This is a genomic window from Roseococcus sp. SYP-B2431 (assembly GCF_004336745.1).
In the GTDB taxonomy this organism is placed as follows: domain Bacteria; phylum Pseudomonadota; class Alphaproteobacteria; order Acetobacterales; family Acetobacteraceae; genus Roseococcus.
The window spans coordinates 62,289-80,179 of sequence record NZ_SJXD01000027.1; the positions used below are offsets into that span (position 1 = coordinate 62,289).

The 17,891-nt window shown below is 67.9% G+C and carries 15 protein-coding genes; 2 read left to right on the forward strand and 13 right to left on the reverse strand.

Annotated elements, in window-relative coordinates; all coding sequences use genetic code 11:
* Positions 1-2 precede the first annotated feature (2 nt).
* From EJV46_RS16775 to EJV46_RS16785, 3 genes are all read right to left on the reverse strand, one after another.
* Entirely contained in the window at positions 3-563 is a 561-nt protein-coding gene (locus EJV46_RS16775; protein WP_131549858.1) for a glutathione S-transferase family protein, read from the reverse strand.
* Between the two features lie 37 nt (positions 564-600).
* Entirely contained in the window at positions 601-1,062 is a 462-nt protein-coding gene (locus EJV46_RS16780) for an MmcB family DNA repair protein (RefSeq protein ID WP_131549859.1), read from the reverse strand.
* Positions 1,063-1,139: 77 nt separating this feature from the next.
* Positions 1,140-1,424 carry a 4a-hydroxytetrahydrobiopterin dehydratase gene (locus tag EJV46_RS16785; RefSeq protein WP_131550135.1) on the reverse strand — a complete coding sequence of 95 codons (285 nt, stop codon included), beginning with the start codon at positions 1,422-1,424 and terminating at the stop codon, positions 1,140-1,142.
* Between the two features lie 26 nt (positions 1,425-1,450).
* Between EJV46_RS16785 and EJV46_RS16790 the strand changes: the two genes are divergently transcribed.
* The gene (locus EJV46_RS16790) at positions 1,451-1,843 is read left to right on the forward strand and encodes a metallopeptidase family protein (RefSeq protein ID WP_131549860.1); all 393 of its coding nucleotides are present in this window, start codon (positions 1,451-1,453) and stop codon (positions 1,841-1,843) included.
* Between the two features lie 76 nt (positions 1,844-1,919).
* Here EJV46_RS16790 and EJV46_RS16795 read toward each other — a convergent pair whose 3' ends face one another.
* From EJV46_RS16795 to EJV46_RS16810, 4 genes are all read right to left on the reverse strand, one after another.
* The gene (locus EJV46_RS16795) at positions 1,920-2,354 is read right to left on the reverse strand and encodes a YnfA family protein (protein ID WP_370323095.1); all 435 of its coding nucleotides are present in this window, start codon (positions 2,352-2,354) and stop codon (positions 1,920-1,922) included.
* On the reverse strand, positions 2,246-3,394 hold the full coding sequence (locus EJV46_RS16800) for a DegT/DnrJ/EryC1/StrS aminotransferase family protein (protein ID WP_240782609.1): 1,149 nt from the start codon (positions 3,392-3,394) through the stop codon (positions 2,246-2,248). The genes EJV46_RS16795 and EJV46_RS16800 overlap by 109 nt, the downstream gene beginning before the upstream one ends.
* A gap of 20 nt (positions 3,395-3,414) precedes the next feature.
* The gene (locus EJV46_RS16805) at positions 3,415-4,434 is read right to left on the reverse strand and encodes an NAD(P)-dependent oxidoreductase (RefSeq protein WP_131549861.1); all 1,020 of its coding nucleotides are present in this window, start codon (positions 4,432-4,434) and stop codon (positions 3,415-3,417) included.
* A 107-nt stretch (positions 4,435-4,541) separates the two neighbouring features.
* Entirely contained in the window at positions 4,542-4,889 is a 348-nt protein-coding gene (locus tag EJV46_RS16810; RefSeq protein WP_131549862.1) for a RidA family protein, read from the reverse strand.
* 152 nt (positions 4,890-5,041) lie between these two features.
* Here EJV46_RS16810 and EJV46_RS16815 point away from each other — a divergent pair, with 152 nt between their 5' ends.
* Positions 5,042-6,187 carry a DUF563 domain-containing protein gene (locus EJV46_RS16815; protein WP_131549863.1) on the forward strand — a complete coding sequence of 382 codons (1,146 nt, stop codon included), beginning with the start codon at positions 5,042-5,044 and terminating at the stop codon, positions 6,185-6,187.
* A gap of 24 nt (positions 6,188-6,211) precedes the next feature.
* On the opposite strand, the gene dnaE is transcribed toward EJV46_RS16815, so the two are convergent.
* From dnaE to proS, 6 genes are all read right to left on the reverse strand, one after another.
* Complete coding sequence (gene dnaE / locus EJV46_RS16820) at positions 6,212-9,640, reverse strand: DNA polymerase III subunit alpha (RefSeq protein WP_131549864.1); 3,429 nt, start codon at positions 9,638-9,640, stop codon at positions 6,212-6,214.
* Between the two features lie 81 nt (positions 9,641-9,721).
* Entirely contained in the window at positions 9,722-12,703 is a 2,982-nt protein-coding gene (locus tag EJV46_RS16825; RefSeq protein WP_131549865.1) for a TrlF family AAA-like ATPase, read from the reverse strand.
* A 267-nt stretch (positions 12,704-12,970) separates the two neighbouring features.
* The gene (locus EJV46_RS16830) at positions 12,971-14,410 is read right to left on the reverse strand and encodes an NAD-dependent succinate-semialdehyde dehydrogenase (protein WP_131549866.1); all 1,440 of its coding nucleotides are present in this window, start codon (positions 14,408-14,410) and stop codon (positions 12,971-12,973) included.
* A 165-nt stretch (positions 14,411-14,575) separates the two neighbouring features.
* The gene (locus EJV46_RS16835; protein ID WP_131549867.1) at positions 14,576-15,256 is read right to left on the reverse strand and encodes an ABC transporter ATP-binding protein; all 681 of its coding nucleotides are present in this window, start codon (positions 15,254-15,256) and stop codon (positions 14,576-14,578) included.
* Positions 15,249-16,502: a lipoprotein-releasing ABC transporter permease subunit gene (locus EJV46_RS16840; RefSeq protein ID WP_131549868.1), complete on the reverse strand. Its 1,254-nt coding sequence runs from the start codon at positions 16,500-16,502 to the stop codon at positions 15,249-15,251. Before EJV46_RS16840 ends, EJV46_RS16835 begins: the two co-directional genes overlap by 8 nt.
* Positions 16,502-17,815, reverse strand: a complete 1,314-nt coding sequence (gene proS, locus EJV46_RS16845) for a proline--tRNA ligase (protein ID WP_131549869.1) — start codon at positions 17,813-17,815, stop codon at positions 16,502-16,504. Before proS ends, EJV46_RS16840 begins: the two co-directional genes overlap by 1 nt.
* Between the last annotated feature and the right edge of the window lie 76 nt (positions 17,816-17,891).

Genomic DNA, 17,891 nt, shown 5'->3' on the forward strand with positions numbered 1-17,891 from the left:
TCTCAAATCCCGGAAAGGGGAGGAATGGTGTCTTGGAAGGCGGGCCGTGCGATGGCGGCGTCGTACCAGGCGGCGAGTGTGCCCCTGCCCTCGCGCCAGCGGAAGACCGTGTGCCGGCGCTGGCAATAGCCCAGCGCGCAGGCCAGGGCCACGCCTTCGGGGGCGAAGGGGTCGTGATCGTCGGGATTCATGCCATCCAGGATGCGGGTGGCGCGGCTCCGCTCCAGCGCCTGGAATGCCGGAGACTGCTCCTCCGGCGGGCGGCGGAGGTCGCGGTTCCACACGGCGATGCCCTCCAGCAGCGAGAGCGCCTGGCCGAGGCGGCCGCGCGAGGGGGCATCGGCCGGCAGCCAGCCGAGATGGGCGAGGATGAGCGGCACCTCCACCAGCACATCCGCGCCGTCGCGCAGCATGGGGACGCGGCCGGCCGGGCTGAATTCCAGCAGCGGCGAGGCCGGGTCGCGCAGCGGGACGACGACCTCCTCGACCGGCAGCGCGCGGTCGCGCAGGAGCACGCGGATGATCCGGGCGAAGGGACTGCCCGGCGAGATGTACAGGATCATGCGTCCTCCGGGCGCGATCGTCGCCCGGGGCGGCGTGTCAGTCCAGCCGCAGCGCCGCGCGGCGCTCGGTCAGGCCGGTGGGGTCCACCAGCCCGGCCAGCCGCGTGGCGGCCAGCGTGGCGAAGCGGTGCATCAGCGCCTTGCGCCGGGCGGGGGCCAGAGGGTGGCGGGGCGCCTCGCGGATATGCGCGGCCTCCCAGCCGTCGCTGACGATCAGGCCGACATCCTCGGGCAGCAGGGCCTGAGGGAAGTCGAGGTCGACGGCGAAGTGCAGCTCGTCGGAGAAGCCGCGGTAGTCCTGCCACTTGGCGTCACAGAGATAGTCCCGCGCGCAGGACTTCACCTCGATGATGACGAAGCCGCCATCGGGACGCAGGGCCAGGATGTCGGCGCGGCGTCCATCCGGCAGCGGAACCTCGCAGAGCGGCGACCAGGCGCGCGAGAGGCAGTACCGCATGGCGGCGCGCGTGGTGGCCAGCGTGCGGGCGGGGGCGTCCATCCGCCCGATTTTCGCGCAGCCGCCGCCAGAGAACAAGAGGGGAACCAACCTCTCGGCCCGCCTGGCCTCCGAGGGCGTCAGGCAAGCCGGTCGATGGCGGCCGCCAGCTTCAGGTCGCGCGCGGAAAGCCCGCCCGCGTCATGGGTGGACAGCGTGATCTCCACCTTGTTGTAGACGTTGGACCATTCCGGATGGTGGTCCTGCGCCTCGGCCAGCAGCGCCACGCGGGCCATGAAGCCCCAGGCGCCGGAGAAGTCCGCAAAGCGGAAGTCCCGGCGGATCGCATCGCGCCCGTCCACCATCTTCCATTGCGGCAGTTCCGTCAGCTTCGCGCGCCCCGCCGCATCCAGCTTCTCGACCATCCACGCCTCCCGTGCCATGCAGGCGCATGCGCCCCACCACGCCTCCGAGCCTCGAGGACATCCTGGAAATGGCGGAGGATGCCTTCGCCGCAATCCCCGCCGAGCTGCGCGAACTGGTGCGCGGCGCCGCCATCCTCGTGGAGGAGGTGGCCGATGACGAGCTCGCGGCCGAGATGGGCCTCGACAGCGCCTGGGAGCTGACCGGCCTCTACCGCGGCACACCGCTCACCCAGAAATCCGTGCTGGACGCGCCGGCCTCGCCGGACACCATCCTGCTCTTCCGCGAGCCCATCCTGCTGGAGTGGATCGAGACGGGCGAGGACCTGTTCCGCCTGATCCGCAACGTGGTGATCCACGAGATCGGCCATCATTTCGGCCTTTCGGACGCGGATATCGACCGGCTCGAGAACGACGAGTAGCCGGCAAGGGCATCCCCGGCGCCGACGGGCGTCGGGCCGGAGGAAGGTCAGCCGGCGGCGATTCCTCCGGACAACGTCAAGCGCCCCGCAGCGCGCCCAGGACGATGACCGTCGCGCCGAGCAGGCACAAGGCCGCGCCCGCCACATCCCAGGCAGAGGGCCGGAACCCCTCCACCGCCACCAGCCAGGCCAGCGAGGCGGCGACATAGACCCCGCCATAGGCAGCGAAGGCCCGCCCCGCCGCGTCGCCGGGCGCGAGGGTCAGCAGCCAAGCGAAGAGGATGAGCGAGGCGACGCCCGCCGCCAGCCACGGCGCGCTCGCCCCCTGCCGCAGCACGGCCCAGAAGGCGAAGCACCCCGCGATCTCCGCGAGGGCCGCCAGCGGGAAGACGAGGACGGGAGTCAGAGCTGCCGCAGCGCCAGGCAGACCCGGGCGACCTGCTCGTCCGTCATCTCGGGGAACATGGGGAGCGAAAACACCTCCTGCGCGGCCCTTGCGGTCTCGACGCAATGGGCCGGGCCGAGCGGCACGCGGCCCTCATAGGCCGGCTGGGTGTGCACCGGCATCGGATAGTGGATGCCGGTGCCGATGCCCTGGGCCTTCAGCTTCGACATGAAGTCGTCGCGCGCCGGATGCCGCAGCACGTAGAGATGGAAGACGTGATGCCCGCCCGCGCGCCGCGCCGGCGGGATCAGCGCGGTGCCGGAGAGCGCCGCGTCATAGGCGTCGGCGATCTCGCGCCGGCGGGCGTTCTGGCGGTCGAGATGCTGCAGCTTCACGCGCAGGATCGCCGCCTGGACCTCGTCCAGCCGCGAGTTCACGCCCTGCAGGTCGCTGATGTAGCGCCGCTTCCAGCCATATTGCCGGATCGCGGCGATCCGCGCCGCCAGTTCGGCATCGGGCGTCGCGAGGATGCCGCCGTCGCCCAACGCGCCGAGATTCTTGGTGGGATAGAGGCTGAAGGCCGCAGCCTGGCCGATGGTGCCCAGCTTCCAGCCGTCCAGCTCCGCGCCATGCGCCTGCGCGCAATCCTCGATCAGCGCCACGCCGGCCGCGTCGCAGGCGTTCTTGATGGGCACCAGGTCGACCGGCTGGCCATAGATATGCACGGGGATCACCGCGCGGATCGGCGGCAGGCCAGGCGGCGGATCGGCCAGCACGGAGGCCAGCTCGTCGGGATCCATCGTGTAAGTGTCGGGGTCGATGTCCACCAGCAGCGGCGTCGCGCCCACCATCTCGATCGCGGCGACGGTGGCGACGGCCGTGTGGCTCACGGTCACGACCGTGCTGCCCTCGCCGATGCCCATGCCGCGAAGGATGAGCATGATGGCGTCCGTGCCGTTGGCGCAGCCCACGGCATGCATCGCGGGCGCGCCGGGCTTGTTGCCGAGCCAGGCCGCGAACTCGGTCTCGAAGGCCTCGCCCTCCTTGCCGAGGATGTACCAGCCCGAGGCCAGCGCGCGCGCCACGGCCTCGTCGATCTCCGGCTTCAGCGCGCGGTAACCCGCGCCCGGATCGGCGAAGGGCAGCATGGGGAGGGATGCGTTCATCTCGGTTGTCCTTCCCTGCGTCAGGCCTTCGCGGCCTGATCGAGGTCAACGTAGTCGCTCATGCGGTCGCGATACCAGTCGAGGCTGGCCTTCAGACCGTCCCCCAGCGAGACTTGCGGCGCCCAGCCGGTCGCCGTGCGGAAGGCACCGTCGTCGGCATGGTAGCTGCCGATGTCGATCGGCGCCCGGTCGGCGGGGAATTCGCGGGTGACGAAGCTGCCCTTCCCGTCATTGGCCGCGATCACGGCGGCGGCGAGGTCGCGCAGCGAGATCGGCGGCGAGCCGCCGAGGTTGAACACCTCGCCCGCCACGCCCGGCTTGCCCGCCTGCTCGGCCGCCATGAGGAAGGCGCGCGTCACGTCGTCCACATAGGCGAGGTCGCGCAGCTGGTCGCCGCCCCAGACCTCGAAGGGCTCGTTCTCCAGCAGCCGCCGCATCCAGATGCCGAGGAAGGTCTGCCGCGCATCGGCGATGCGCAGACGTGGGCCGTAGCAGTTGGTCAGCCGCAGCGAGACGACGGGGCGGTGCAGCACCCGGTTCTCCAGCATCCAGTACTGCTCGCCCGCCCATTTGGAGACGCCGTTCGCATCGGGCGGGTTCACCGGGTGCAGCTCGTTCACGGGGAGGCTGATGGGCCGGCCGTAGAACTGGCGCGTCGAGGCATGCACCACCACCGCCCGCGGCGCCGCGGCGCGCATCACCTGGATGAGGCGAACCTGCGCCACGGCGTTGATCGCGATGTCGAAGACCGGATCCTTCTGGCCACCCATGTGGCTGGTCTGCGCCGCCATGTTGAACAGCACGTCCGCCTTGTCGCAGAGGCTGTGCAGCTCGGTGTCGCGCAGGTCGCCGCGCACCAGCATGACGCCGGCACCTTCGAGGTTCGCCGGGTTCGCGCCGCCATCCGGCAGCATGGCATCCAGCGCTGTCACGCGCGCGCCGAGCGCGGCCAGCGCATGGCACAGGTTGCTGCCGAGGAAGCCCGCGCCGCCCGTCACCAGCACCCGCTTGCGCCGCCAGAAGCCTGGATCACCCAACATCGCCGTCACCGGATTCCCGCCTTTTTCGTCATGCCCTTGTCGCCGCGCAATGCGGCGGAATCACGCCAGCCGCATGGCCTGCCTGCCTTGGGCGCCGGGGCCGGCCGTCACGGCAACGCCGCGATCCCCGTGATCTCCACCCGCCAGGCCGGGTTCACCAGCGGCGCCTGGATCGTCATGCGCGCGGGCTTGTTCGCGACGTCGAGCCAGCGGTCCCAGGCGCGGTTCATCGCCGGGGCGTCGCGGATATCGGCCAGGATGATCTGCACGCTCAGCAGATGCGCCTTGCTGGTGCCGGCGACCGCCAGCAGGGCGTCGATCTGCCGCAGCACGTCCGCAGTCTGGCCTTCGGCGTCGAGGCCCGTATCGTCCGCGACCTGGCCGGCCAGGTAGACGAGATTGCCGTGCACCACCGCGCCGGAGAGACGCTCCTCCTCCGCCAGCCTCAGGATCATCGCCTCGCCTCCCCTTCCGCCGGCGCGGGCTGCGCCGGAGCTCCAAAGCGGCGGAGGCTAACCGACCGCGCGGCGGAGGTCAGCCCGTCCCGCGCCTCCGCGGCCTGGAACCGTCGCTTGACAGCCGATCGGCCCGAAAACGACCATGCAGCATGGACGTCCCCGGCGATCTCCCCCTGACCGACCCTGCCGTCGTCCAGGTCCTCAGGGCGGCCGAGTACAGCGAGATCTGCGAGCGCGTGGACGCGGAGGAGCTGCTGGAACCGGGCGACCTCTACTACGTGGCCTGCGCCCCCTATGCCCTGCCGCTGCGGGCGCCGGCCATCTACACCCGCGGACGGCCGCCGAAGCCGCTGAGGCAGGCGCGGATGCCGGAGATGCACATCGCGAAGCTGCACCGTCCCCTCGTCTGCCGGGGCCAGGTCCTCGTCCATTCGGACGGCGCGAGCCTGCTGGTGGATTCCTTCCGGCGCGGGGCCCGGCGGAACAACAGCCTCGTCGACCTCGGCCCGAACCTCTACGGATCGCCAAAGGCGCTCCGGCCCGAGCAGGTCCTCGCGGGCCGGCACTTTTACCTGGACGGCCGGCATGGCCAGCATTTCGGCCATTTCCTCACCGAGGTCCTGCCCCGCCTCTGGGCAGCGGAATTCCTCGACCTCGCCGGAATGCGCCTGCTGATGAACGCGCAGCATTTCGCCCCCTGGATGATGGACTACCTCCAGCCCCTCGGCTTCGGAATCGAGCGGCTGACGCTCTTCCGGCGGCCCGTCGAATGCGAGGAGCTGGTGATCGCGCGGCAGGGCTGCGTGCTGGGCCGGTACTTTCACCCGCTCGCGCAGGGGATGGCGCGCCGGATCGCGGAGTTCCATGGCGACCCCGCCGAGGACAGCCCGCGGCGCTTCTATATCTCCCGACGCGGCGTGGAGCAGCGCGGCCTCGTCAACGAGGAGCGGATCGAGGAGATCGCGGGGCGGGCGGGGTTCACGCCGATCCGGCCGGAGACACTTCCCGTCCCCGAGCAGATCCGCCTCTTCGCCGCCGCCACGCATGTCGTCGGCCCGATCGGCAGCGGCGGCTACAACGCGCTTTTCGCCTTGCGGAACCCGCGCAAGCTGGTGCTACGCCCCGCGAGCCTCACGCAACCCGTGGACATGACGCTGAACGCCGCGATCGGCGGCGAGGTCGCCTATGTGGACGGCATGTCGCTGGACGAATCCGTCAGTGCGATGACCGGCGCCTGGCACCTCGATCCGGAGCTCTTCGCAGAGGCGCTCGCGGACTGGCTGTCGCGGGACTGATTCCGCGGCCGGCAGCGATCGCGCCTAGACCTCCTCCACGCTCGCCACGCCCGAGAGCAGCTTCATCGCCTGCATCATTCGTGGCGAGACGTTCCACCCGCCTGGCAGGGTGATCTCCACCTCCTGCCCCGCCGCCAGCTTCGGCACCAGGCTCACGCGCCCCTTGCCCCGCCCGTCGCGCTCCAGGAGCTTGCGGATGTCGGGCACGGCGGTCCCGGCCTCGAGGAAGATGCGCATCCCCTGCCCCACGCCGGCGGCGGCCTTCTCCAGGCTCTCGATGTCGGTGGCGGTGAGGCGCAGGGAATCGCCCTCCAGGCGGGCATCGGCCGTCACGATCACGGCCGTGCCCTCCTCCATCAGCTCGCGCGAGCGGTTCAGCACCTCGCTGAAGAAGGTCACCTCGAAGCTGCCGGTCTGGTCGGAGAGGCTGAGCCAGGCCATGCGGCTGCCGGTGCGGGTGTTGCGCTCCTTGCGCGCCGTCACCGTGCCGGCGAGCTTGAGGCGCGTGCCGCCGGCCCTGGCGCGCTCGGCGATGAGGGCGGAGGGCGTGGCATCCAGCCGGCGCAGCGCGCCCTTGTACTCGTCGAGCGGATGGGCGGAGAGGTGGAAGCCGACCGCCTCGGCCTCGAAGGCCAGCTTGTCGAGCGTCGGCCAGTCGGGGATGTCGGGCAGCCGCAGCATGGGCGGGCCCTGCTCCACCTCGCCGAAGAGGCCGATCTGGTTGCTGGCGCGATCCTCGGCGGTGGCCTGGGCGCGGCGCAGCACGGTCTCGGCGCCGGCGACGAGGCGGGCGCGGTTGCCCTCCAGGCTGTCGAAGGCGCCGGCCTTGGCGAGGTTCTCCAGCTGCATCTTGTTGAGCAGCCGCGGATCCACCCGGGCGGCGAAATCGGCGAGGCTCTTGAAAGCGCCGGTCTCGCGCCGCGCCGCCACGAGCTCGCGCATCGCCTGCATGCCGACGCGCTTCACCGCGGCCAGCGCGAAGCGGATCGATGGGTCACCGCTCTCCGACTGCTCGATGGCGAACTCAGCGCCGCTCCTGTTGATGTCGGGCGGCAGCACTTTGATCTTCAGCCGCCCGGCCTCCTGCATGTGCGAGGCGAGCTTCTCCGTCTTGTCCAGATCGAGCGTCATGGAGGCCGCGAGGAAGGCCACCGGATGGTTCGCCTTCAGCCAGGCCGTGTGATAGGCGACCAGCGCATAGGCCGCCGCGTGCGACTTGTTGAAGCCGTAATTGGCGAATTTCTCCATGAGGTCGAAGACCTCGCCCGCCTTCTCCTCCGGCACGCCGTTCTTCGCCGCGCCCTCGGCGAAGATGGCGCGCTGCTGCGCCATCTCGGCCATGTTCTTCTTGCCCATGGCGCGGCGCAGCAGGTCGGCGCCGCCGAGCGAATATCCCGCCATCACCTGCGAGATCTGCATCACCTGCTCCTGGTAGACCATGATGCCATAGGTCTCGGCCAGGATCTCGTGGATGCAGGGGTGCGGCGATTCCCACTTCTCGCCGTGCTTGCGCGCGCAATAGGCCGGGATGTTCTCCATCGGGCCCGGGCGGTAGAGCGAGACGGCGGCGATCAGGTCCTCGAAGCGGTCGGGGCGCATGGAGCGCAGGCAGTCCCGCATGCCCTGGCCTTCGAACTGGAACACGCCGGCCGCATCGCCGCGCGCGAGCATCTCGTAGGTTCGCGTGTCGTCCAGCGGCAGGGCGGCGAGATCGACCTCGATCCCCTGGGCGCGCAGCAGCTCCACCGCGCGCTGGAGGACGGTGAGCGTCTTGAGGCCGAGGAAGTCGAACTTCACCAGGCTCGCCTGCTCGACATACTTCATCGAGTACTGGGTGATGAGCGAGGGCGAGCGCGGATCGCGGTAGATCGAGGTGATGTCGATCAGCGGCCGCCGCCCGATCACCACGCCGGCGGCATGCGTCGAGGCGTTGCGGTAGAGCCCCTCCACCTGAAGCGCCGTCTCCAGCAGCTTGGCGATGTTCTCGTCGGTCTCCTGCATCTCCTGCAGGCGCGGCTCGCCCTTGATGGCGTCGCCGAGCGAGACGGGGTTGGCGGGGTTGTTGGGGATCAGGCTCGCGATCTTGTCCACCTGGCCATAGGGCATGCCCAGCACGCGGCCCACGTCGCGCACCGCCGCCTTGGCCTGGAGCTTGCCGAAGGTGATGATCTGCGCGACGCGCTCGGCGCCGTATTCGCGGCGGACGTAGTCGATCACCTCGTCGCGGCGGTCCTGGCAGAAGTCGATGTCGAAGTCCGGCATCGAGACGCGCTCGGGATTGAGGAAGCGCTCGAAGAGCAGGCCGAAGCGCAGCGGGTCGAGATCGGTGATGGCCAGCGCCCAGGCGGCCACGGAGCCCGCGCCCGAGCCGCGGCCGGGGCCCACGGGAATGCCCTGCTCCTTGGCCCATTGGATGAAGTCGGCGACGATGAGGAAGTAGCCGGAGAAGCCCATCTGATCGATGACGCCGAGCTCGTATTCCAGCCGCTCGGCATGGACCTGCGGCACGCCCTCCGGGAAGCGCTTGGCCAGCCCCTCGCGCGCCATGGCGGCGACGGTCTCGGTCTCGGTGCTGCCGGGGCGGACCTTGGGGCAGATGGGCAGCTCGGGCTTCTTGCTCTCCGCCATGACGGCGCACATGCGCGCGATGGCCAGCGTGTTGTCGCAGGCCTCCGGCAGGTCGGCGAAGAGAGCGCGCATCTCGGCGGCCGGCTTGAACCAGTGATGCGCGGTGACGCGGCGGCGATCGGCCTCGGCGACGAGGCGGCCCTCGGCGATGCAGAGCAGCGCGTCGTGCGCGAGGTGCATCTCCGCCTTGGCGAAATAGACGTCGTTGGTGGCGACGATGGGCAGCGCGGCCTCGTCGGCCAGGCGCAGCAGGCCGGGCTCGATGGCCTGCTGGCGCTCGGTCTGGTGGCGCATGAGCTCGACGGCGAGGCGGTCGGGGAAGGCCTCGCGCAGGGCGTGGAGGAAGTTTTTGCCGGCGTCGCGGCGGCCCTCGGCGATGAGGCGGGAGAGCGGGCCGTGGTCGCCGCCGGTCATGAGGAAGATGCCGGGGGCGTTGTCCAGGAGCTGGCGCAGGGTCAGCGCGGGCTTGCCGGAGATGTCGTCGTTCAGCCAGCCGAGCGAGGAGAGGCGCTGGAGGTTGATCCAGCCCTCGGCGTCCATGGCCAGGGCTGTGACGCAATCCACGCCGTTGCGCAGGGCCTCGGGGCGCTCCTCGCCCGTCGCGGCGCGGGAGAGCCAAAGTTGGCAGCCCATGATGGGCTGGATGCCCTTGCCGGAGCAGTACTGCGCGAATTCGAGGGCGCCGAAGAGGTTGGCGGTGTCGGTGAGGGCGACGGCGGGCATGCCGGCCTCGAGGGCCAGGGCCGGGAGCTTGTCGGCCTTGATGGCGCCTTCGGAGAGGGAATAGCTGGAATGGGTGTGGAGGTGGATGAAGGACTCGGGCATGGGCGGGAGGGTAGCACGGGTGGGCGAGATTGAGGGGCGCTGCCCCTCAATCCTGCCCGACATGCTCCCGAAAACCCAGCCTCAGATGCGGACGCGAAGCCGCTTGGCTCGCTCCTTGAACGCATGCTCACCACCTTCAAGAATGTCACAGACCCTTGCCCTGATGTTCGGATCTTCAAGCCCGCCAGAGACGTATGAAATCTCGGGTAGTTCGCCGGGCCGATGTGGTCCGCACGTCGCGACGATGACTTGGTCGGCATCTGCATTGACGATGAGATTGGCATTGTGCGTGACGATAATGATTTGCCGCCGCTGCTTGGCGTTACGGAAGCGGGCCACCAACTCGTCGAAGATCGATTTCGGGTCCAGATTCTCTTCGGGCTGGTCAATCAAGAGCGGTCGGCTGTCATCCAAATCTATCGCGAGGTAAAGCAACAACAGAACGATGCCCCGCGTACCTGGAGACAGGCGTTCAACATCGGTGCTCTCGTATTGCACGCCGTAGGCAATCTCAATGTGTGACGTCCCATAGAGCCATGCCGAAATCTGCCCCGCCCATTGCCGAACCTTCGCCGCGTCTGCCGGATCGCGTAGATTGTAAGGGCAACATTCAGTCAGCGCGGCGTCGTACTTTTCGCGAAACTGCGCGAGGGCCTGAGTGACCGTTTCTGGATTGCCCCCCGACCATGAGGGCAAGAGTAAGCGCGTAGCCAGTTCGGCGAGAGTGCCTCGACGAAGAGTCGATCCCTTTCGCAGGTCTAGGAACTGCTCACCCCATTCACCCCACTGCTCAACGTCGACCCGGCGGCGAACAATGAAGGCGAGCTTCCGCGCCGAACCACTTTCCGCCTCGATCCGCGCGGTAAGAGGCGCGTAAAGCGCTCGTAGCTGATCCTGTTCGGCGACAAGCGCCTCGAAGACCTTCTGATAGGCGTTGATGCGGTCGCGACGGATTTCTTCGACGCGTGCTGGGGCCTTGTTCGCCGCTTCAATCTGACGTGCCAGATTGGCCGCACGGCCTTCGTCAGCTGCGATCTTACTGTTCAATTGGGTAAGCGCTTGTGAAGCCTGCTTGTCGACGCCAATCAGCCCCTCAAGGCGCTTCGTCTCGGAGGCAAGCACGCTGATCGTCTGCTCAGTCAATACTGCGCCTGCGAGCAGCACCGATGTCGCCGGAGTGGCAGGTGGCTGCGGTGGCACGCCGGAGAGCGACGCAAGGGCGGTCAGATTGGCCCGCTGCTCGGTCAGGACAGCAGCATCCACGTCGCCCTCGAACTTCAACATAAAGCGCGGCCAGACATCCATAGGAATTTGCGCAGTCTGATGGCGCTGCTGAAGTTGGCGATACTGATCGGGAAACCAGCGCGTTTTGTAGAGTGCAACCTCAGCGGCAAGACTTTCGAGTGCCGTCTTGCGGCGCTCCAGCTGTTCGAATTGCGAACGGCGGATTTGCAACGCGTTAGCGACGGTGGTGTAGGCATCGAGACGGTCCTGGTTCCCTCCGCTCTTGGCGACCAGTGCCAGGCGATCGGCATGGCTCTTGCGGATGGTCTCTTGAAGCGCGGCTAGCTGCGCTCGGAGCCCCGGAGCACCGGCAACCTTTTCTTGCTCGACGACGAATTCGTTGGACAGCTCACGCAGTTCCTCCTCGTAATGGGACCTGGCGGTACGGGCCGCATCAGCACGCAGGTTCAGAAGCTCGGTGAAGTTGCTCGCTCCTTGCCGCTCCTCCGTCGGATGCGCCATGAAGATTACCCGCTGGATCTCCTCAAGCAGCTCGTCCGTCATGCCTTCGGCGGAGCAAAGCCGATCCACGAACTGCTGACTGAGATAGCGAACATGGGGTTCGGCTGCCTCGCCGAAGTCGCCGAGATCGTCGATCGCGGCGCCTGAGACTGTTTCATCACCCCAGTCGAGTTCGACTCTAGTGCCACCAAGGTGCTCCCGGGCACGATCTATGAATGACAGCCGATTCGAATTGAGGGCAAAGGCCTCGGCGCCGACCGCAATGAAATCGGCCAGCGCGGTCTTCCCGGAGCCGCGCGCCCCGATGATGCCAACCAGACCGGGGTTAAGCGGGACCACTGGGTCCGACAGAAAGGTCGCGCCACCGACCGTCATCTTGTCGATCGTCTGCGACGGTGGCGCGGCCGGCGGTGCTGCGACACCGACGAAGACGCGGATATCCGGCTCAAGGCAGGCTTGGCGCAAGGTCTCGAAGCGGAGATCGCCCTTCAACCAGCATCGGCGGTCGTGATCGGGGGCAGCGACGCGACCGGGGCGGTGCGCATCGCTGCCGTGGATACAGGGCTTCAGCCCTCCATATTGCGCGATGACATCTTGAGCCGACATGGCCGGATTTTGGCCGAGCCAGAAGCTCCGATCTCCTGGTCGTCCCGAGAAGATGACGTGGGCCGCGCCCTCGATCTCGCGTCGTAGCCGGGCGAGCGACGCATCCGCTTGCAAGCCTGCTGTCCCGTCGGTGCTGCTAGCTGCAACGCCAATTAGGACGTTTTCCTGTGCCCATGCGCTGTGGCGGAAGGCATCGCGAAGATTGGCGAGGTCGATTTTGAACTGGTTAGTGCCGACCTCGAGCGCCTGTTCAGCACTTGCGACAGTGCGGTCGTGGGCGCGGCCGAGCGCCCGAATTTGTTCGGGCGTACAGCGATAGCGCTCGCCAAGGGCCTCGAATTCGAGATTCGCGAGGAAGCCGTGGAGGCGAGCAACGTGATCGGTGTCATCGGGCGAGACAAGAAGATGGACGTTGACCGGATTGCCGTTACTCGTGCCGATCCCCAGCCGAAGTTCGACATTGGGGAAGACCAACTCGACATTCGGCATACGTCCGGCGGCCTTATAGGCTCGCGCCATCTCGTAAGTGGCCGTGCTATAGTAATCGGTGATTCCGAGCACACGAACGGGCGGGTCGGAGGCTTCGATGCGGGCCAGGAATTGCTCCCAACCATCATTGGCGGGGTATTGATCGGAAAGAATAGTCCCCGGTGTATGAATGTGAGGATCCCATCTGTGCCACAGAGAGCCCCGCTGAAGTGCTTCAGACATCCATCACTCCGATCGAATCCGAATGCCTCCCGATGTGCACGAATTACAAGTGTTGAGCTTCGGGATGGCACGCGAGCTTCAGCGGTGCCGACTTCTAATATTCCTGGTTTTGACCTTGCCGGCGATCGATTGGAAAGTTCCTACGCGTCAGAAGAGCGGCCAGGATGGGTGCGCGGCAGACAGCACCAGAATCGTAGTCTCAGGGTCCAGGGCCAAAAGCCCTGGCGGGGAGAGTTTGAGAGGGGCAGAGCCCCTCTCAACCCAACATCAAAGCCCGAACTGGCTCACGAACTTCGTGTTCAGGTAAGCGTCGATCGCCTCCGACCCGCCCTCGGTCCCGTACCCGCTGTCGCGCACGCCGCCGAAGGGCACTTCGGGCAGCGCCAGGCCGAGGTGGTTGATCGTCATCATGCCGACCTCCACGCCCGCCGCCAGGGTCTGCGCCGTCTTGCCGCTCGTCGTGAAGGCGTAGCTCGCGAGGCCGAAGGGCAGCCGGTTCGCCTCGCCGATCACCTCGTCGGTCGTCTTGAACGACCGCATCAGCGCCACCGGGCCGAAGGGCTCCTCGTTCATCGCGCGCATGTCGGTGGTGGCGCCGGCCACGACCGTCGGCTCAAAGAAGTAGCCCTTGTTGCCGATGCGGTTGCCGCCGGTGGTGATCTCCGCACCCTTGCTGCGGGCGTCGGCGATCAGCGTCTCCATCACGGGCACGCGGCGCTCATTGGCCATCGGGCCCATGCCGACACCCTCGCTCAGCCCGTCGCCGACCTTGATGGCCTTGGCATGCGAGGTGAAGCTGGAGACGAACTGGTCATAGACCTTCTCCTGCACCAGGAAGCGCGTGGGGCTCACGCAGACCTGGCCGGCATTGCGGAACTTCGCCATGGCGAGCGTCTTGGCCGCGAGCTCCACGTCGGCGTCGTCGAAGACCATCGCCGGCGCATGGCCGCCGAGTTCCATGGTGACGCGCTTCATGTGCTGGCCCGCCATCGCCGCCAGCATCTTGCCCACCGGGGTGGAGCCCGTGAAGGTCACCTTGCGGATGGTCGGATGGGCGATGAGGTAGGAGCTGATCTCGCTCGGCACGCCGTAGACGAGGCCGATGACGTCACCCGGGACGCCGGCATCGAGGAAGCACTTGATGAGCTCGGCCGGGGAGGCCGGCGTCTCCTCGGGCGCCTTCACGATGATGGCGCAGCCCGCCGCGAGCGCCGCGGAGAGCTTGCGCACGACCTGGTTGATCGGGAAGTTCCAGGGCGTGAAGGCCGCGACGACGCCGATCGGCTCCTTGATGGCGAGCTGGTAGATGCCCTCGCCGCGGGCCGGGATCACCTGGCCGTAGGTGCGGCGCGATTCCTCGGCGAACCAGTCGATGACGTCGGCGCCCGCGAGCACCTCGCCCTTGGACTGGTCGAGCGGCTTGCCCTGCTCCAGCGTCATCAGGCGGGCAATGGCGTCGGCCCGGCTGCGCAGCAGGTCGGCCGCCTTGCGCATCAGCTTGGAGCGCTCGTAGGGCGCCACCTTGCGCCACTTGGCGAAGCCGCGCTCCGAGGCCTCCAGCGCCTCGTCGAGATCCTTGATCGAGGCATGGGCGACCGTGCCGACCACCTCCTCGCTGGCGGGGTTGAGCACGTCGATGCGCTTGCCGCCCTCGGCATCGCGCCACTTGCCGGCGATGTGGAGCTGGACGTTGGGGTATTCGGCCATGTGGGAATTCTCCGGATTATCTTCGGAAGGTGGCGCAGCCTGGGCCCGGAGGCAATGCATTCGCGGCTGGCCAGGCGCGGATCGGGACGGAGCCGCGTCAGGCCCGGGCTCCACGGACCTGCCCGCGTCCCGGTGAAATCCCGGTGTCCAGCCTCGTGGCCGGCTTCAGGCGGTGGCGACCTTCCCATCCATCAGCGTCACCACGCGATCCATCCGCGCCGCCAGCGCCGGGTTGTGCGTGGCGATCAGCGCCGCCAGCCCGCGATCCCGCGCCTCGCGCAGCAATTCCTCGAAGACCATGTCCGCCGTCGCCACGTCCAGGTTCCCTGTCGGCTCGTCCGCCAGCAGCACCTTCGGCGCATTGGCCAGTGCCCGGGCGATCGCCACGCGCTGCTGCTCGCCGCCCGAGAGCTTCCCTGGGCGGTGATCCAGCCGAGCCCCCAGCCCGAATTGGTTCAGCAGTTCCTCGCCGCGCGCCTTCGCCTCCGACCGCGACACGCCGGCCGCCATCTGCGGCAGCACCACGTTCTCCAGCGCGGAAAACTCCGGCAGCAGGTGATGGAACTGGTACACGAAGCCGATCGTGTTCCGCCGGATCGCCGTCCGCGCGTCGTCCGAGAGCGTCCCCGCGGCCCTGCCCTCGACGAAGACTTCGCCGCCATCCGGCCGCTCCAGCAGGCCCGCCAGATGCAGCAGCGTGGACTTGCCCGTCCCCGAGGGCGCCACCAGGGCGACGATCTCGCCCGGCTCCAGGATCAGGTCGGCGCCCTTCAGCACTTCCAGCGCCCCGGCCTCGGTCTTGTAGCGACGCTCGACGGCGCGGAGCTCCAGCGGTGGGCTACTCATTGCGCAGCATCTCCACCGGGTCGGTCTTGGCCGCCCGCCAGCTCGGATAGATCGTCGCCAGCAGCGCCAAGGTGAGCGCCAGCGTCACCACCTGCCCCACCTCGTTCCAGTTCAGGACGGCCGGCAACTGGGTGAGGAAATAGATCTCCGCGCTGAACAGCTCGGCGCCAATCACCCATTGCACGAATTGCCGGATGTTCTCGATGTTCTTGCAGAAGAGCACCCCCAGCACGAAGCCCGCAAAGGTGCCGGATACGCCGATCCAGGCGCCGCACATCAGGAAGATGCGCATGATGGAGCCGCTGGTGGCGCCCATCGTCCGCAGCACGGCGATGTCCTTGCCCTTGTCCTTCACCAGCATGATCAGCGTGGAGATGATGTTGAAGGCTGCCACGATGATGATCAGCGTCAGGATCAGGAACATCACGTTCCGCTCCACCTGCACCGCGGCGAAGAAGCTGCTGTTGGAATCCTGCCAGTCGACGATCCGCACCGGCTGATTCAGCGCCGAGCGGATCTCGCGGTTCACCTGGCGCACCCGCGTCGGATCCTCGACGAAGACCTCAATCTGCGTGACCGCGTCCTGGCCCGTCTGGAAATAGACCTGCGCGGCCGGCAGCGGCATGAAGACGTAGCTGCTGTCGTACTCGTTCATCCCCACTTCGAAGATCGCCGCCACCGTATAGGCGCGCAGCCGCGGGATCGTGCCGATCACCGTCGTGCGCCCCTGCGGGCTGATCAGCGTGATCTTGTCGCCGATGTTCAGCCCGAGCCGGTAGGCCAGCCGCGTGCCGATGGCCACCGCGTCGTCGCCATGGAACTGCTCCAGCGAGCCCGCGCGGATGTTGTTCGCGACGATCGCCTTGGTGCGCAGATCCTCCGGCCGGATACCGCGCGCGAGGCCGCCCGTCGCCGAATTGCCCGCGCCGGAGAGCAGCACCTGGCCCTCGACGACCGGCGTCGCCGTGACCACGCCCTGCTGGCGGCGGATGGTGGTGGCGATGGCGTCGAAGTCGCGCAGGTTGCCGCGATCCGCGGCATAGATGCCCATGTGGCCGTTGAGGCCAAGGATGCGTCCGAGCAGCTCCTGGCGGAACCCGCCCATCACCGAGAGCACGATGATGAGCGTGGCCACGCCCAGCATGATGCCCACCAGCGAGAAGGTGCCGATGATGGAGGTGAACCGGTCACTCTTGCGCGACATCAGGTAGCGCGTCGCGACCGTGCGCTCGAAGGCCCCGAACATCAGGCGAGCAGCTTGCCCAGGGCGTCTTCGACGGAGAGCTCTTCCCGTTCGCCGGTCATCCGCCGCTTGAGCTCCACCTTGCCAGCGGCCGCACCCCGCGGGCCGATGATGGCCTGCCAGGGGAAGCCCATCAGGTCGGCATCCGCGAACTTCACGCCCGCGCGTTCCGGACGGTCGTCGTAGATGGCGTCGTCCGGCATCGCCGCGTGCAGCTTCTCGCAAAGGGCGTCGCAGGCGGCGTCGCCCACCTTGAGGTTGAGGATGGACAGCTTCCAGGGCGCCACCGCATCGGGCCACCTGATGCCGTTCTCGTCGTGGTTCGCCTCGATCAGCGCCGCGACGAGGCGCGAGACGCCGATGCCGTAGCTGCCCATCTGCGGCGTCACCGGGCTGCCATCCGGCCCGGCGACGGAAAGGCCCATCGGCTCGGAATACTTCGTGCCGAAATGGAAGATGTGACCGACCTCGATGCCCTTGCCCTCGCGCCGGCTGCCGGCGTCCACGCCGGCCCAGGCGGCCTCGTCATGCATCTCCTCGGTCGCGGCGTAGAGGGAGGTGACCTCCTCGAAGAAGCCCCTGAGCCCGTCCACGTCGTCATTGCCGACCTCGGTGCCGCCCCAGTCCAACCCCTCGAACTTCGAGTCGTAGAAGACGGTGCTCTCGCCGGTCTCGGCCAGGATGATGAACTCGTGGCTGAGCTTGCCGCCGATCGGGCCGGTGTCGGCGCGCATCGGCACGGCCTTCAGCCCCATCCGCTGGAAGGTGCGCAGATAGGCCAGGAACATCTGGCGGTAGGAGTGCTCCGATCCCTCCTTGGTCAGGTCGAAGGAATAGGCGTCCTTCATGAGGAATTCGCGCCCGCGCATCACGCCGAAGCGGGGGCGGACCTCGTCCCGGAACTTCCATTGGATGTGGTAGAGGTTGCGCGGCAGATCCCGGTAGCTGGTCGCGTAGGACCGGAAGATGTCCGTGATCATCTCCTCATTGGTCGGTCCGAAGAGCATGGCGCGCTCGTGCCGGTCGGTGATGCGCAGCATCTCCTTGCCGTAGTCGTCGTAACGTCCGGACTTCTGCCAGAGATCGGCGGGCTGGATGGTCGGCATCAGGACCTCCTGCGCGCCGGCGCGGTCCTGCTCCTCGCGGACGATCTGCTCGACCTTGCGCAGCACCCTGAGCCCGGCCGGCAGCCAGGCGTAGATGCCGGCAGAGGTCTGCCGGATCAGCCCGGCCCGCAGCATCAGGCGGTGCGAAACGATCTGCGCCTCGGCGGGCGTTTCCTTCAGAGTGGGCAGGAAGGCACGGGTCAGACGCACGGTGTTCCTCGTCGATTCAGTCGGGTGCGGACCCTAGCCGAGAAACCGTCCCGCTGATACCGGCACCTCGCGCAAT

Coding starts and splice junctions, on each gene's coding strand:
- EJV46_RS16775 (WP_131549858.1), bottom strand. CDS start 563: ATGATCCTGTACATCTCGCCGGGCAGTCCCTTCGCCCGGATCATCCGC.
- EJV46_RS16780 (WP_131549859.1), bottom strand. CDS start 1,062: ATGGACGCCCCCGCCCGCACGCTGGCCACCACGCGCGCCGCCATGCGG.
- EJV46_RS16785 (WP_131550135.1), bottom strand. CDS start 1,424: ATGGTCGAGAAGCTGGATGCGGCGGGGCGCGCGAAGCTGACGGAACTG.
- EJV46_RS16790 (WP_131549860.1), top strand. CDS start 1,451: ATGCGCCCCACCACGCCTCCGAGCCTCGAGGACATCCTGGAAATGGCG.
- EJV46_RS16800 (WP_240782609.1), bottom strand. CDS start 3,394: ATGAACGCATCCCTCCCCATGCTGCCCTTCGCCGATCCGGGCGCGGGT.
- EJV46_RS16805 (WP_131549861.1), bottom strand. CDS start 4,434: ATGTTGGGTGATCCAGGCTTCTGGCGGCGCAAGCGGGTGCTGGTGACG.
- EJV46_RS16810 (WP_131549862.1), bottom strand. CDS start 4,889: ATGATCCTGAGGCTGGCGGAGGAGGAGCGTCTCTCCGGCGCGGTGGTG.
- EJV46_RS16815 (WP_131549863.1), top strand. CDS start 5,042: ATGGACGTCCCCGGCGATCTCCCCCTGACCGACCCTGCCGTCGTCCAG.
- dnaE (WP_131549864.1), bottom strand. CDS start 9,640: ATGCCCGAGTCCTTCATCCACCTCCACACCCATTCCAGCTATTCCCTC.
- EJV46_RS16825 (WP_131549865.1), bottom strand. CDS start 12,703: ATGTCTGAAGCACTTCAGCGGGGCTCTCTGTGGCACAGATGGGATCCT.
- EJV46_RS16830 (WP_131549866.1), bottom strand. CDS start 14,410: ATGGCCGAATACCCCAACGTCCAGCTCCACATCGCCGGCAAGTGGCGC.
- EJV46_RS16835 (WP_131549867.1), bottom strand. CDS start 15,256: ATGAGTAGCCCACCGCTGGAGCTCCGCGCCGTCGAGCGTCGCTACAAG.
- EJV46_RS16840 (WP_131549868.1), bottom strand. CDS start 16,502: ATGTTCGGGGCCTTCGAGCGCACGGTCGCGACGCGCTACCTGATGTCG.